The sequence below is a fragment of the Streptomyces sp. NPDC046831 genome, assembly GCF_040645305.1.
Classification (GTDB): Bacteria; Actinomycetota; Actinomycetes; order Streptomycetales; family Streptomycetaceae; genus Streptomyces.
In genome coordinates this window covers 91,616-106,275 of the sequence record NZ_JBEYXZ010000020.1, presented here as the reverse complement: position 1 = coordinate 106,275, position 14,660 = coordinate 91,616, and the positions used below count along the sequence as shown (strand labels likewise).

11 protein-coding genes are annotated in these 14,660 nt (G+C 70.9%); all 11 read right to left on the bottom strand.

The window, feature by feature from the left end:
* Positions 1 to 161: 161 nt before the first annotated feature.
* Genes nuoN through ABZ920_RS18780 form a run of 11 tightly spaced genes read right to left on the bottom strand, consistent with a single transcriptional unit; the run spans position 162 to position 14,635 of the window.
* Positions 162 to 1,811 (bottom strand): NADH-quinone oxidoreductase subunit NuoN, encoded by a 1,650-nt coding sequence (gene nuoN / locus ABZ920_RS18830; RefSeq protein WP_361505743.1) that lies wholly within the window; start codon positions 1,809 to 1,811, stop codon positions 162 to 164.
* A complete protein-coding gene (locus tag ABZ920_RS18825; RefSeq protein ID WP_361505740.1) occupies positions 1,808 to 3,379 on the bottom strand; it encodes an NADH-quinone oxidoreductase subunit M in 1,572 nt (523 codons plus the stop codon). Before ABZ920_RS18825 ends, nuoN begins: the two co-directional genes overlap by 4 nt.
* A gap of 5 nt (positions 3,380 to 3,384) precedes the next feature.
* Entirely contained in the window at positions 3,385 to 5,331 is a 1,947-nt protein-coding gene (gene nuoL, locus ABZ920_RS18820; RefSeq protein ID WP_361505738.1) for an NADH-quinone oxidoreductase subunit L, read from the bottom strand.
* Positions 5,332 to 5,346: 15 nt separating this feature from the next.
* Entirely contained in the window at positions 5,347 to 5,646 is a 300-nt protein-coding gene (nuoK, locus tag ABZ920_RS18815) for an NADH-quinone oxidoreductase subunit NuoK (RefSeq protein ID WP_003974374.1), read from the bottom strand.
* Positions 5,643 to 6,485 (bottom strand): NADH-quinone oxidoreductase subunit J, encoded by an 843-nt coding sequence (locus ABZ920_RS18810; protein WP_361505734.1) that lies wholly within the window; start codon positions 6,483 to 6,485, stop codon positions 5,643 to 5,645. The genes nuoK and ABZ920_RS18810 overlap by 4 nt, the downstream gene beginning before the upstream one ends.
* A complete protein-coding gene (gene nuoI / locus ABZ920_RS18805) occupies positions 6,482 to 7,132 on the bottom strand; it encodes an NADH-quinone oxidoreductase subunit NuoI (protein WP_361505731.1) in 651 nt (216 codons plus the stop codon). Before nuoI ends, ABZ920_RS18810 begins: the two co-directional genes overlap by 4 nt.
* Positions 7,125 to 8,492 (bottom strand): NADH-quinone oxidoreductase subunit NuoH, encoded by a 1,368-nt coding sequence (gene nuoH, locus ABZ920_RS18800; protein ID WP_361505728.1) that lies wholly within the window; start codon positions 8,490 to 8,492, stop codon positions 7,125 to 7,127. Before nuoH ends, nuoI begins: the two co-directional genes overlap by 8 nt.
* Positions 8,489 to 10,993 (bottom strand): NADH-quinone oxidoreductase subunit G, encoded by a 2,505-nt coding sequence (locus tag ABZ920_RS18795; protein WP_361505725.1) that lies wholly within the window; start codon positions 10,991 to 10,993, stop codon positions 8,489 to 8,491. The genes nuoH and ABZ920_RS18795 overlap by 4 nt, the downstream gene beginning before the upstream one ends.
* Positions 10,990 to 12,357 carry an NADH-quinone oxidoreductase subunit NuoF gene (gene nuoF, locus ABZ920_RS18790; protein WP_361505723.1) on the bottom strand — a complete coding sequence of 456 codons (1,368 nt, stop codon included), beginning with the start codon at positions 12,355 to 12,357 and terminating at the stop codon, positions 10,990 to 10,992. The genes ABZ920_RS18795 and nuoF overlap by 4 nt, the downstream gene beginning before the upstream one ends.
* The gene (gene nuoE, locus ABZ920_RS18785) at positions 12,357 to 13,274 is read right to left on the bottom strand and encodes an NADH-quinone oxidoreductase subunit NuoE (protein ID WP_361505720.1); all 918 of its coding nucleotides are present in this window, start codon (positions 13,272 to 13,274) and stop codon (positions 12,357 to 12,359) included. The genes nuoF and nuoE overlap by 1 nt, the downstream gene beginning before the upstream one ends.
* On the bottom strand, positions 13,271 to 14,635 hold the full coding sequence (locus tag ABZ920_RS18780; protein ID WP_361505803.1) for an NADH-quinone oxidoreductase subunit D: 1,365 nt from the start codon (positions 14,633 to 14,635) through the stop codon (positions 13,271 to 13,273). The genes nuoE and ABZ920_RS18780 overlap by 4 nt, the downstream gene beginning before the upstream one ends.
* Positions 14,636 to 14,660 lie beyond the last annotated feature (25 nt).

Sequence of the window (14,660 nt, the reverse complement as noted above, 5' to 3'; positions counted from 1 at the left end):
GTCTCGTCCCCCGTACGTCGACCCTCGACACTGCCTCCACGATAGGGGTCCGCACCGACAGGTCCGGAGTTTTCCACAGGAGGCGGGCGCACCGCCCAGACGCCGCTGCCCGGCACCCCTGACGGAGGTGCCGGGCAGCGGCAGCGGACGGCGGGCGTGCCTCAGCGCACGAAGACGCCCGCCTGGCCCGCCAGGTCCAGGAAGTACTGCGGTGCCACACCGAGCACCACCGTGACCACCACGCCGAGGCCGATCGCGGTCATCGTCAGCGGCGAAGGCACGGCCACCGTCGGGCCCTCCGGCCGCGGCTCGCTGAAGAACATCAGCACGATCACCCGGATGTAGAAGAACGCCGCGATCGCCGACGAGATCACACCGATCACGACCAGCGGAACCGCGCCGCCCTCCGCCGCCGCCTTGAACACGGCGAACTTCCCGGCGAAGCCGGAGGTCAGCGGGATGCCCGCGAAGGCCAGCAGGAACACCGCGAACACGGCCGCGACCAGCGGCGAACGGCGGCCGAGCCCGGCCCACTTGGACAGGTGTGTCGCCTCGCCGCCCGCGTCGCGCACCAGCGTCACCACGGCGAAGGCGCCGATGGTCACGAACGAGTAAGCGGCCAGGTAGAACAGGACGGAGGAGACGCCGTCCCTCGACGTCGCGATGACACCCGCGAGGATGAAGCCCGCGTGGGCGATCGACGAGTAGGCCAGCAGGCGCTTGATGTCGGTCTGCGTGATCGCGACGATCGCGCCGACCAGCATGGTGACGATGGCGACGCCCCACATGACCGGCCGCCAGTCCCAGCGCATCCCCGGCAGCACGACGTAGAGCAGCCGCAGCAGCGCGCCGAAGGCCGCCACCTTGGTCGCCGCCGCCATGAACCCGGTGACCGGCGTGGGAGCGCCCTGGTAGACGTCCGGCGTCCACATGTGGAACGGCACGGCGCCCACCTTGAACAGCAGGCCCATCACGATGAGGGCGGCGCCGACGAGCAGCAGCGCGTCGTTGCCCATGGTGTTCGCCAGCGCCGGGTCGACGCTCGGGACGTTGCCGTCGACGACCTGGGCGATCGTCGCGTACGACACCGAGCCGGCGTAGCCGTACAGCAGCGCGATGCCGAACAGGGTGAACGCGGAGGCGAACGCGCCGAGCAGGAAGTACTTGACCGCGGCCTCCTGCGACATGAGCCGCTTGCGGCGGGCCAGGGCGCACAGCAGGTACAGCGGCAGCGAGAAGACCTCCAGCGCCACGAACAGCGTCAGCAGGTCGTTGGCCGAGGGGAAGACCAGCATGCCGGAGACGGCGAACAGCAGGAGCGGGAACACCTCGGTGGTGGTGAACCCGGCCTTCACCGCCGCCTTCTCGCTGTCGCTGCCCGGCACGGACGCGGCCTGCGCGGCGAAGGAGTCGACCCGGTTGCCGTGCGCGGCGGGGTCCAGGCGCCGCTCGGCGAAGGTGAACAGGCCGGCCAGGGCGGCCAGCAGGATCGTGCCCTGCAGGAACAGGGCCGGTCCGTCGACCGCGACCGCGCCCATGGCCGCGATGTGCGCCTTGGTGGTGCCGTAGCCGTCGGCCGCGAGCGCGATCACCGCGGCGAACGCGGCGGTGATCGCGACGACGGACACGAACATCTGGGCGTAGTAGCGGGACCTGCGCGGGACGAACGCCTCGACCAGCACTCCGACGATCGCCGCGCCCACGACGATCAGGGTGGGCGAGAGCTGCCCGTATTCGATCTTCGGCGCGTCGATCTTCGAGATCGGGTCGGCCGCGGTTGTCCACAGGCTGTGGACGGCTGCTGCGCTCACTTGGCCGCCTCCACCTCGGGCTTGGGGTCGGTCTGGTGTACGTCGGACAGGGTCTGCTTGACGGCGGGGTTGACGATGTCCGTGACGGGCTTCGGGTAGACGCCCAGGAAGATCAGCAGCACGATCAGCGGGGCGACCACCAGCAGCTCGCGCACCCGCAGGTCCGGCATCGCGGAGACCTCCGCCTTCACCGGGCCGGTCATCGTCCGCTGGTAGAGGACGAGGGTGTACAGCGCGGCGAGGACGATGCCGAAGGTGGCGATGATGCCGATCACCGGGTAGCGCGTGAACGTGCCCGCCAGGACCAGGAACTCACTGACGAACGGCGCCAGCCCCGGCAGGGACAGCGTCGCCAGGCCGCCGATCAGGAAGGTGCCGGCGAGCACCGGGGCGACCTTCTGCACACCCCCGTAGTCGGCGATGAGCCGGGAGCCGCGCCGGGAGATCAGGAATCCGGCGACCAGCATCAGCGCGGCGGTCGAGATGCCGTGGTTGACCATGTAGAGCGTCGCGCCGGACTGGCCCTGGCTGGTCATCGCGAAGATGCCCATGATGATGAAGCCGAAGTGCGAGATCGACGCGTAGGCCACCAGCCGTTTGATGTCCCGCTGGCCCACCGCGAGCAGCGCGCCGTAGATGATGCTGATCAGGGCGAGGACGAGGATGACGGGCGTCGCCCACCTGCTCGCCTCCGGGAACAGCTGCAGGCAGAAGCGGAGCATCGCGAACGTGCCCACCTTGTCGACGACCGCCGTGATGAGGACGGCGACCGGGGCGGTGGACTCCTGCATGGCGTTGGGCAGCCAGGTGTGCAGCGGCCACAGCGGCGCCTTCACCGCGAAGGCGAAGAAGAAGCCGAGGAACAGCCAGCGTTCGGTGCCCGTCGCCATGTCCAGCGAGCCGCTCGCGCGGGCCTGGGCGATCTCCTGGAGCGAGAAGTTCCCGGCGACCACGTACAGGCCGATCACCGCGGCCAGCATGATCAGACCGCCGACCAGGTTGTACAGGAGGAACTTCACCGCCGCGTACGAGCGCTGCGCCGACGCCGTCTCCTCGCCGTGCGGGTGGGCACGGTCCCCGAAGCCGCCGATGAGGAAGTACATCGGGATCAGCATGGCTTCGAAGAAGATGTAGAAGAGGAAGACGTCGGTGGCCTCGAAGGACATGACGACCATGGCCTCGACGGCGAGGATCAGGGCGAAGAAGCCCTGCGTGGGCCGCCAGCGGCGGCTCCCCGTCTCCAGGGGGTCGGCGTCGTGCCAGCCGGCGAGGATCACGAACGGGATCAGCAGGGCGGTCAGCGCGATGAGCGCCACCGCGATGCCGTCCACGCCCAGCTCGTAGCGGACCCCGAAGGCGGCGATCCAGGAGTGCGACTCGGTGAGCTGGTACCGGGCGCCGCCCGGGTCGAAGCGGACCAGGACGGTGGCGGCCAGCACCAGCGTGGCCAGCGAGAAGAGCAGCGCGAGCCACTTGGCCGCGGTGCGGCGCGCGGCCGGCACGGCGGCCGTGGCGATCGCTCCCACGGCCGGGAGCACCGCCGTCGCTGTCAGCAGGGGAAAGGACATCGGTATCAGACCGCCCTCATCAGCAGGGTCGCGGCGACCAGGAGTGCCGCGCCGCCGAACATCGAGACCGCGTAGGAGCGCGCGAAGCCGTTCTGCAGCCGGCGCATCCGTCCGGACAGCCCGCCGAGCGAGGCCGCCGTGCCGTTGACCACGCCGTCGACCAGGCTGTGGTCGAGGTACACCAGCGAGCGCGTCAGGTGCTCGCCGCCGCGGACCAGGACGACGTGGTTGAAGTCGTCCTGGAGCAGGTCGCGCCGGGCGGCCCGGGTGAGCAGGGAGCCGCGCGGGGCGACGGCCGGAACGGGCTTGCGGCCGTACTGGGCGTAGGCGACGGCGACGCCGACGGCCAGGCAGACCATGGTGGCGAGGGTGACCGTCAGCGCGCTGACGGGCGGGTGGCCCTCCTCGTGCCCGGTGACCGGCTCCAGCCAGTGCAGGAAACGGTCGCCGAGGGAGAAGAACGCGCCGCCGAAGACCGACCCGACGGCCAGCACGATCATCGGGATCGTCATGACCTTGGGCGACTCGTGCGGGTGGGGCTCCGCGTGCGCGCCGCGCTCCTCGGCCGCCGGCTCCACGTCCGGCTCGGCCGGCGACGGGGTCGGCCGGTTGCGCCAGCGCTCCTCGCCGAAGAACGTCATCAGCATCACGCGCGTCATGTAGTACGCCGTGATGGCCGCGCCCAGCAGGGCCGCGCCGCCGAGGATCCAGCCCTCGGTGCCGCCCTTGGCGAAGGCCGCCTCGATGATCCGGTCCTTGGAGAAGAAGCCGGACAGGCCGGGGAAGCCGATGATGGCGAGGTAGCCGAGGCCGAACGTGACGAACGTGAGCGGCATGTACCTGCGCAGGCCGCCGTAGCGGCGCATGTCGACCTCGTCGTTCATGCCGTGCATGACCGAACCGGCACCGAGGAACAGCCCGGCCTTGAAGAAGCCGTGCGTCACCAGATGCATGATCGCGAAGACGTAGCCGATGGGGCCGAGGCCGGCGGCCAGCACCATGTAGCCGATCTGCGACATGGTCGAGCCGGCCAGCGCCTTCTTGATGTCGTCCTTCGCGCAACCGACGATCGCACCGAACAGGAGCGTGACGGCGCCGACGACGGTGACCACGAGCTGTGCGTCGGGGGCGCCGTTGAAGACGGCCGCGGAGCGGACGATGAGGTAGACGCCCGCGGTCACCATGGTCGCGGCGTGGATGAGGGCGGAGACCGGTGTCGGGCCCTCCATCGCGTCCCCGAGCCAGGACTGCAGCGGCACCTGGGCGGACTTGCCGCACGCGGCGAGCAGCAGCATCAGGCCGATCGCGGTGAGCCTGCCCTCCGAGGTGTCCGCCGCGCCGTCGAGGACCGGCCCGAAGGCGAACGTCCCGAACGTGGTGAACATCAGCATGATGGCGATGGACAGGCCCATGTCGCCGACCCGGTTGACCAGGAAGGCCTTCTTCGCCGCGGTCGCCGCGCCGGGCTTGTGCTGCCAGAAGCCGATCAGCAGGTAGGAGGCGAGACCGACGCCCTCCCAGCCGACGTACAGCAGCAGGTAGTTGTCGGCGAGGACGAGCAGCAGCATCGCCGCGAGGAACAGGTTGAGGTAGCCGAAGAAGCGGCGGCGCCGCTCGTCGTGCTCCATGTACCCGACCGAGTACAGGTGGATCAGGGAGCCGACGCCGGTGATCAGCAGCACGAACGTCATCGAGAGCTGGTCGAGCCGGAAGGCGACGTCCGCCTGGAAGCTCTCGACCGGGATCCAGGTGTACAGGTGCTGGATCAGGGTGCGGTCCTCGGCGTCCCTGCCGAGGAGGTCCGCGAAGAGCACCAGGCCGATGACGAACGACGCGGCCGACAGCAGCGTGCCGAGCCAGTGGCCGACGGCGTCGAGGCGCCGGCCGCCGACCAGGAGGACGGCCGCTCCGAGCAGGGGCGCCGCGACGAGCAGCGCGATCAGGTTCTCCACGATTCTTCCGACCCCTTACAGCTTCATCAGGCTGGCGTCGTCGACCGAGGCCGAGTGGCGGGAACGGAACAGCGACACGATGATCGCGAGGCCCACCACGACCTCCGCGGCGGCGACGACCATCGTGAAGAAGGCGATGATCTGGCCGTCGAGGTTGCCGTGCATCCGGGAGAAGGCGACGAACGCGAGGTTGCAGGCGTTCAGCATCAGCTCGATGCACATGAAGACCACGATGGCGTTGCGCCGGATCAGCACGCCGGTGGCGCCGATCGTGAACAACAGGGCGGCGAGGTACAGGTAGTTGACGGGGTTCACTTCGACGCCTCCTCGGCCCGCTTGAAGTGCGGAGGGTCGATCGCCTTCCGCTCCAGCCGGTCCTCGGCCCGCTGCTCCAGGGCCCTCAGGTCGTTCAGCGCCTCCGTGGAGACGTCACGGATCTGGCCCCGCTCGCGCAGGGTCTTGCTGACCGTGAGCTCGGAGGGGGTGCCGTCGGGCAGCAGGCCCGCGATGTCCACCGCGTTGTGCCGGGCGTAGACGCCGGGCGCCGGCAGCGGCGGCACGTACGTCCCCTCGCGCACGCGCTGCTCGGACAGCTCCCGCTGGGTCCTGGCCCGCTCGGTGCGCTCGCGGTGCGTGAGCACCATGGCGCCGACGGCGGCCGTGATCAGCAGGGCGCCGGTGATCTCGAAGGCGAAGACGTACTTGGTGAAGATGAGGGACGCCAGCCCCTCCACGTTGCCGTTCGCGTTCGCCCGGCCGATGCCGTTGAAGTCCTTCAGGGAGGCGTTGGCGATGCCCGCGATCAGCAGGATGCCGAAGCCGGCCCCGCACAGCAGGGCGAGCCAGCGCTGGCCCTTGATGGTCTCCTTCAGGGAGTCCGCGGCGGTGACGCCGACGAGCATCACCACGAACAGGAACAGCATCATGATCGCGCCGGTGTAGACGACGATCTGCACGACGCCCAGGAAGTAGGCGCCGTTGGCGAGGTAGAACACCGCCAGGACGATCATGGTGCCGGCCAGGCACAGCGCGCTGTGCACGGCCCTCTTCATGAACACGGTGCACAGGGCGCCGATCACGGCGACCGTGCCGAGCACCCAGAACTGGAAGGCCTCTCCGGTGGAGGTGGAGTAGGCGGCGAGCTGCGCGGTCATCGGCCGATCACCTTCTTGGAGGCCGGCTCGTCCGCGCCGAAGGTGGACGACGCCTCCTGCGGCGTCTCGCCGTTGGAGACGGCGACCTGGCGCACCGTGCCGGGCGCGGCCTCCGTCACCAGGCCCCGGTAGTAGTCCTGTTCGTCCATGCCGGGGTAGATGGCGTGCGGTGTGTCCACCATGGTGTCTTCGAGGCCGGCGAGCAGCTGCTCCTTGGTGTAGATCAGGTTCGCGCGGCTGGAGTCGGCCAGCTCGAACTCGTTGGTCATCGTCAGCGCGCGCGTCGGGCACGCCTCGATGCACAGCCCGCACAGGATGCAGCGGGCGTAGTTGATCTGGTAGACGCGGCCGTACCGCTCGCCCGGCGAGTAGCGCTCCTCGTCGGTGTTGTCCGCGCCCTCCACGTAGATGGCGTCGGCGGGGCAGGCCCAGGCGCACAGCTCGCAGCCGACGCACTTCTCCAGGCCGTCCGGATGGCGGTTGAGCTGGTGCCGTCCGTGGAAGCGCGGAGCCGTGGTCTTCTTCTGCTCCGGGTACTGCTCGGTCAGCCGCTTCCTGAACATGGCCTTGAAGGTCACGCCGAAGCCGGCCACGGGGTTCTGGAAGCCGGGCTTCGTCCGCCCGGCCTCCTGGGGCTCCTCAGCCATCGGACGCCTCCTTTCCCTCCAGAGATCCGTCACTGACAGTGTCCGTTCCGCCACTGACAATCAGCTCGCGTTCTCCCCACCGCGAGCGGCGCCGCGGCACCGGCGGCAGCTCCTGCCCCGGCAGCGGCGGCACGGGGAAGCCGCCGGCCATCGGGTCGAAGGCGGCCGGCTCGCCGGCGGGCCCCTCGGCCGGCTTCGCCTTCTCGCGGAACAGGTCGGCGACGAAGGACAGCAGCAGGAGGGCCAGGACACCGCCGCCGACGTAGAGCGCGATGTCGGCGAAGTCGTAGCGCTCGTTCCTGAGGGTGCGCACGGTGGCGACGAGCATCAGCCAGGTCACCGAGACCGGGATGAGGACCTTCCAGCCGAGCTTCATCAGCTGGTCGTAGCGGACGCGCGGGAGCGTGCCGCGCAGCCAGATGAAGAAGAACAGCAGCAGCTGGACCTTGACCACGAACCAGAGCAGCGGCCACCAGCCGTGGTTCGCGCCCTCCCAGAAGGTGCTGATCGGCCACGGGGCCCGCCAGCCGCCCAGGAAGAGCGTGGTCGACACGGCCGAGACGGTCACCATGTTCACGTACTCGGCGAGCATGAACATCGCGAACTTGATGGACGAGTACTCGGTGTTGAAGCCGCCGACCAGGTCGCCCTCGGACTCCGGCATGTCGAACGGGGCGCGGTTGGTCTCGCCGACCATCGTGACGACGTAGAGGACGAAGGAGACCGGCAGCAGCAGGATGAACCAGCGGTCGTGCTGCTGCTCGACGATCGTCGACGTCGACATCGAGCCCGAGTAGAGGAACACGGAGGCGAACGCGGCGCCCATCGCGATCTCGTAGGAGATCATCTGCGCGCAGGAGCGCAGGCCGCCCAGCAGCGGGTAGGTCGAGCCGGAGCTCCAGCCCGCGAGGACGATGCCGTAGATGCCGACCGAGGCGACCGCGAGGATGTAGAGCATCGCGATCGGCAGGTCGGTCAGCTGCATCGCGGTGCGGTGGCCGAAGATCGAGACCTCGTTGCCCGCGGGCCCGAAGGGGATCACCGCGATCGCCATGAAGGCGGGGATCGCCGCGACGATCGGCGCGAGGACGTACACCACCTTGTCGGCGCGCTTGACGACGAGGTCTTCCTTGAGCATCAGCTTCACGCCGTCGGCGAGCGACTGGAGCATGCCCCAGGGGCCGTGCCGGTTCGGGCCGATGCGCAGCTGCATCCAGGCGACGACCTTGCGCTCCCAGACGATGGAGAACAGCACGGTCACCATCAGGAACGCGAAGCAGAAGACCGCCTTGACGACGACCAGCCACCAGGGGTCGGTGCCGAACATCGAGAGGTCTTCGGCGGCGAGGTACCGGCTCATGCCTCCACCTCCTTGGGGGCCTCGCCGGCGAGCGTCGCCGGGCCGATGCGGACGAGGGAGCCGGGCTGCGCCCCGGTGCCGGAGGCGACGCCCGTGCCGGTGGAGTTCAGCGGCAGCCAGACCACCCGGTCGGGCATGTCGGTGATCTCCAGAGGGAGTTCGACGGTTCCGGCGGGGCCGGTGACGGCGAGGGTGTCGCCGTCCTTGACGCCCGCCTCGGCGGCCGTGGCGGCCGCCACCCGCGCGCGGGCGGCGTGCCGGGTCCCGGCGAGCGCCTCGTCGCCCTGCTGCAGGACGCCCAGGTCGAGCAGCAGCCGGTGGCCCGCGAGCACGGCCTCCCCGGCGGCGGGCCGGGGCAGCGGGCGCCCGGTCTCGACCGGGTCGCAGGCGCGCGGCCCGGTCCAGGTGCCGAGCCGGTCCAGCTCGGCGTGCGCGGTGCGCAGGTCCGGCAGTCCCAGGTGGACGTCCATCGCGTCGGCGAGCATCTGCAGGACGCGCGCGTCGGACGGGGCCGGGCGGTGGGTCATCTGGTCGGGCTTGAGCGCCGCCTCGAAGAAGCGGACCCTGCCCTCCCAGTTGAGGAAGGCGCCGGCCTTCTCGGCGACTGCGGCCACCGGCAGCACGACGTCGGCGTGCTCGGTGACCTCGCTGGGCCGCAGCTCCAGCGACACCAGGAAGCCGACCTCGGCGAGCGCGGCACGCGCACGGGCCGGGTCGGGCAGGTCGGCGATCTCCACGCCCGCGACGAGCAGGGCCTGCAGGTCGCCCTGCGCGGCGGCCTCGACGATCCGGCCGGTGTCCCGGCCGTAGCGGTGCGGCAGTGCGGCGACGCCCCACAGGGCGGCGACCTCCTCCCGCGCCCGCGGGTCGGTCGCCGGGCGCCCGCCGGGCAGCAGCGACGGCAGCGCGCCCGCCTCGACGGCGCCGCGCTCACCGGCCCGGCGCGGGATCCACACCAGGCGGGCGCCGGTCGCGGAGGCGGCCCGCACGGCGGCGGTGAGACCGCCGGCGACACCGGCCAGCCGCTCGCCGACGACGATGACGGCGCCCTCGGCGCGCAGCGCCTCGGCGGCCTTCGCGCCGTCCTCGTCGAGGCCGGCCCCGGCGGCGAGCGCGTCCAGCCACTCGGTCTCGGTGCCCGGCGCGGCCGGCAGCAGCGTGCCGCCCGCCTTCCGCAGGCCGCGCGTGGCGTGCGTGGCCAGCGCGAACACCTGCTGGCCGTGCTTGCGCCAGGCCTTGCGCAGCCGCAGGAAGACCCCGGGTGCCTCCTCCTCGGACTCGAACCCGGCGAGCAGGACGGCCGGCGCCTTCTCCAGGGCGGTGTACGTCACGCCCGTGCCGTCGACGTCGTGTCCGCGGCCGGCGACCCGGGCGGCCAGGAAGTCGGCCTCCTCGGTGGAGTGCACGCGCGCGCGGAAGTCGATGTCGTTGGTGTCGAGCGCCACGCGCGCGAACTTGCTGTAGGCGTAGGCGTCCTCGACGGTCAGGCGGCCGCCGGTGAGGACACCGGTGCGGCCCCGCGACGCCAGCAGGCCCTGGGCGGCGATCTGCAGCGCCTCCGGCCAGGAGGCCGGCACCAGCTCGCCCTCGGGGTTGCGCAGCAGGGGCGTCCGGAGCCGGTCCCTCGTCTGCGCGTACCGGAACGCGAAGCGCCCCTTGTCGCAGATCCACTCCTCGTTGACCTCGGGGTCGTTCGCGGCGAGCCGCCGCATGACCTTCCCGCGCCGGTGGTCGGTGCGGGTGGCGCAGCCGCCGGAGCAGTGCTCGCAGACCGACGGCGAGGAGACCAGGTCGAAGGGGCGGGAGCGGAACCGGTACGCCGCCGAGGTGAGGGCGCCGACCGGGCAGATCTGGATGGTGTTGCCGGAGAAGTACGACTCGAACGGGTCGCCCTCACCGGTGCCGACCTGCTGGAGCGCGCCGCGCTCGATCAGCTCGATCATCGGGTCGCCCGCGACCTGGTTGGAGAACCGGGTGCAGCGGGCGCACAGCACGCACCGCTCTCGGTCGAGCAGCACCTGCGTGGAGATCGCCACGGGCTTCTCGAAGGTCCGCTTGCGGCCCTCGAAGCGGGACTCGGCGTTGCCGTGCGACATGGCCTGGTTCTGCAGCGGGCACTCGCCGCCCTTGTCGCAGACGGGGCAGTCCAGCGGGTGGTTGATGAGCAGCAGCTCCATCACGCCGTGCTGCGCCTTCTCGGCGACCGGCGAGGTGAGCTGGGTCTTCACCACCATCCCGTCCGTGCACGTGATCGTGCAGGACGCCATGGGCTTGCGCTGGCCCTCCACCTCGACGATGCACTGGCGGCAGGCGCCGGCCGGGTCGAGCAGGGGGTGGTCGCAGAAGCGGGGGATCTCGATGCCGAGCTGCTCGGCGGCGCGGATGACCAGGGTGCCCTTGGGCACGCTGATCTCGGCGCCGTCGATCGTCAGCGTGACGAGGTCCTCGGGCGGGAGAGCCGCCTCGCCCCCTCCGGAGGGAGCGCTGGTGGTCACGGTCATGCGTTCACCTCCGTGCGGTCGGCCCAGGCCGTCGACCTGGCCGGGTCGAAGGGGCAGCCCCGGCCCGTGATGTGCTGCTCGTACTCCTCGCGGAAGTACTTCAGTGAGGAGAAGATCGGCGAGGCGGCGCCGTCGCCGAGGGCGCAGAAGGACTTGCCGTTGATGTTGTCGGCGATGTCGGCGAGCTTGTCGAGGTCGGACGGGTCGCCCTTGCCGGCCTCGATGTCCCGCAGCAGCTGCACCAGCCAGTACGTGCCCTCACGGCACGGGGTGCACTTGCCGCAGGACTCGTGGGCGTAGAACTCGGTCCAGCGGGTCACCGCCCGCACCACGCAGGTCGTCTCGTCGAAGCACTGCAGGGCCTTGGTGCCGAGCATGGAGCCGGCGGCCCCGACCCCTTCGTAGTCGAGGGGGACGTCGAGGTGCTCCTCGGTGAACATCGGGGTCGAGGAGCCGCCCGGGGTCCAGAACTTCAGCCGGTGGCCCGGCCGCATGCCGCCGCTCATGTCGAGCAGCTGGCGCAGCGTGATGCCGAGCGGGGCCTCGTACTGGCCGGGGCTCGCGACGTGGCCGCTGAGCGAGTACAGCGTGAAGCCCGGGGACTTCTCGCTGCCCATCGACCTGAACCAGTCCTTGCCGTGGTGCAGGATCGCCGGCACCGACGCGATCGACTCGACGTTGTTCACCACGGTCGGGCACGCGTACAGGCCCGCGACGGCGGGGAAGGGCGGGCGCAGCCGCGGCTGGCCGCGGCGGCCCTCGAGCGAGTCGAGCAGCGCGGTCTCCTCGCCGCAGATGTACGCGCCGGCCCCGGCGTGCACGGTCAGGTCGAGGTCGAGTCCGCTGCCGAGGACGTTCCTGCCGAGGTAGCCCGCCGCGTACGCCTCGCGGACGGCCGAGTGCAGCCGCCGCAGGACGGGGACGACCTCACCGCGCAGGTAGATGAAGGCGTGCGACGACCTGATGGCGTAGCAGGCGATCACGATGCCCTCGATGAGGCTGTGCGGGTTCGCGAAGAGGAGCGGGATGTCCTTGCAGGTGCCCGGCTCCGACTCGTCGGCGTTGACGACGAGGTAGTGCGGCTTGCCGTCCCCCTGCGGGATGAACTGCCACTTCATGCCGGTGGGGAAGCCGGCGCCGCCGCGGCCGCGCAGACCGGACTCCTTGACGTACGCGATGACCTCGTCCGGGGACATCGTGAGCGCCTTGCGCAGTCCCTCGTAGCCCTCGTGGCGCCGGTACACGTCCAGCGTCCAGGACCCGTCCTCGTCCCAGAAGGCGGACAGCACGGGCGCGAGCAGCTTCTCGGGGCTGCTGTCCGCGCCGGGGCGTGCGGTGCCGCCGTCTTCGGTCGCCAACGTCATCACTCCCCCTCCTCTGCGGTGGTCCCCGCGGCGCCGGAGGGGCCGGGCGGGGTCCCTCCGTCACGGGTGGTGGGCGACGGGTGGGCGGGGTCGGAGGCCGACGTGTCCTGCGGCGCGTCGTGGGAGCTCAGGTGCTCCGCCGGCGACGGCCGGTGCACGGTGCCGTGCGGCTCGTCGTGCGGTCCGCCGTCGCGCGGGTGGACCACGCGCGCGGGCCCGGCCTCCCCCCTGGCCAGCCGCAGGCCCGCCAGCGAGGCGGGTCCGGCGCTGCCACCGGCCTCCGTGGCGCCCTCACGCTCGTCGGGGAAGCCGGCCAGGATGCGGGCGGTCTCCTTGAAGGTGCACAGGGGCGCGCCGCGCGTGGGCGACACGGGCCGTCCGGCGCGGAGGTCGTCGACGAGGCGCTTTGCGCTCGCCGGGGTCTGGTTGTCGAAGAACTCCCAGTTGACCATCACGACCGGCGCGTAGTCGCAGGCCGCGTTGCACTCGATGTGCTCCAGGGTGACCTTGCCGTCGTCGGTGGTGCCGCCGTTGCCGACGCCGAGGTGCTCCTGGAGGCTCTCGAAGATGGCGTCGCCGCCCATCACCGCGCACAGCGTGTTGGTGCACACGCCCACCTGGTAGTCGCCGGAGGGCCGGCGCCGGTACATGGTGTAGAAGGTGGCGACGGCGGTGACCTCGGCCGTGGTCAGGCCGAGCACCTCCGCGCAGAACCGCATGCCGGTGCGCGTGACGTGCCCCTCCTCCGACTGCACCAGGTGCAGCAGGGGCAGCAGCGCGGACCGTGAGTCCGGGTAGCGGGCGACGATCTCCCGCGCGTCGGCCTCCAGCCGGGTCCGGACGTCGTCCGGGTAGTCGGGCGCGGGCAGTTCGGGCATGCCCAGGCTGACGCCCCGCTCCGAGGAACTGGTGGTCACCGGTCGACGCCTCCCATCACGGGGTCGATGGACGCCACGGCGACGATGACGTCGGCGACCTGGCCGCCCTCGCACATCGCCGCCATGGCCTGCAGGTTGGTGAAGGACGGGTCGCGGAAGTGGACCCGGTAGGGGCGGGTGCCGCCGTCGGACACGGCGTGCACCCCGAGTTCGCCCTTGGGCGACTCGACCGCCGCGTAGGCCTGTCCCGGCGGGACGCGGAAGCCCTCGGTGACCAGCTTGAAGTGGTGGATCAGGGCCTCCATGGAGGTGCCCATGATCTTCTTGATGTGGTCGAGGGAGTTGCCGAGGCCGTCGGGTCCCAGGGCGAGCTGGGCGGGCCAGGCGATCTTCTTGTCGGCGACCATGACCGGGCCGGGCTGGAGCCGGTCCAGGCACTGCTCGACGATCCCGAGCGACTGGCGCATCTCCTCCAGGCGGATCAGGAAGCGGCCGTAGGCGTCGCAGCTGTCGGCGGTCGGGACCTCGAAGTCGTACGTCTCGTAGTCGCAGTACGGCTGGGTCTTGCGCAGGTCGTGCGGCAGGCCGGCGGCGCGCAGGATGGGGCCGGTGGCGCCGAGGGCCATGCAGCCGGCCAGGTCGAGGTAGCCGATGTCCTGCATGCGGGCCTTGAAGATGGGGTTCCCGGTGGCGAGCTTGTCGTACTCCGGGAGGCTCTTGTTCATCTTCTTCACGAACTCGCGGATCTGGTCCACCGCGCCGGGCGGCAGGTCCTGCGCGAGTCCGCCGGGGCGGATGTACGCGTGGTTCATCCGCAGGCCCGTGATGAGCTCGTAGAGGTCGAGAATCATTTCACGATCACGGAATCCGTAGATCATGATCGTGGTGGCGCCCAGCTCCATGCCGCCGGTGGCGATGCAGACCAGGTGGGAGGAGAGCCGGTTCAGCTCCATCAGGAGCACCCGGATGATCTTCGCCCGCTCGGTGATCTGGTCCTCGACGCCGAGGAGCTTCTCGACGGCGAGGCAGTAGGCGGTCTCGTTGAAGAAGGACGTCAGGTAGTCCATGCGCGTGACGAAGGTGGTGCCCTGCGTCCACGTGCGGAACTCGAGGTTCTTCTCGATGCCGGTGTGCAGGTAGCCGATGCCGCAGCGGGCCTCGGTGACGGTCTCGCCCTCGATCTCCAGGATCAGGCGGAGCACCCCGTGCGTGGAGGGGTGCTGCGGGCCCATGTTGACGACGATGCGCTCGTCGTCGGCGCGGGCCGCGGACTGGACGACCTCGTCCCAGTCGCCGCCGGTGACCGTGTAGACGGTGCCCTCCGTCGTCTCCCGGACGGAGCTCTGCGCGCCGGAGGCACCCGTGGAGCCGGGGTCGGTCGAGGGCCGGGCGGATGCCATCGAGGAGGTGGTCCCGGAGGGACTC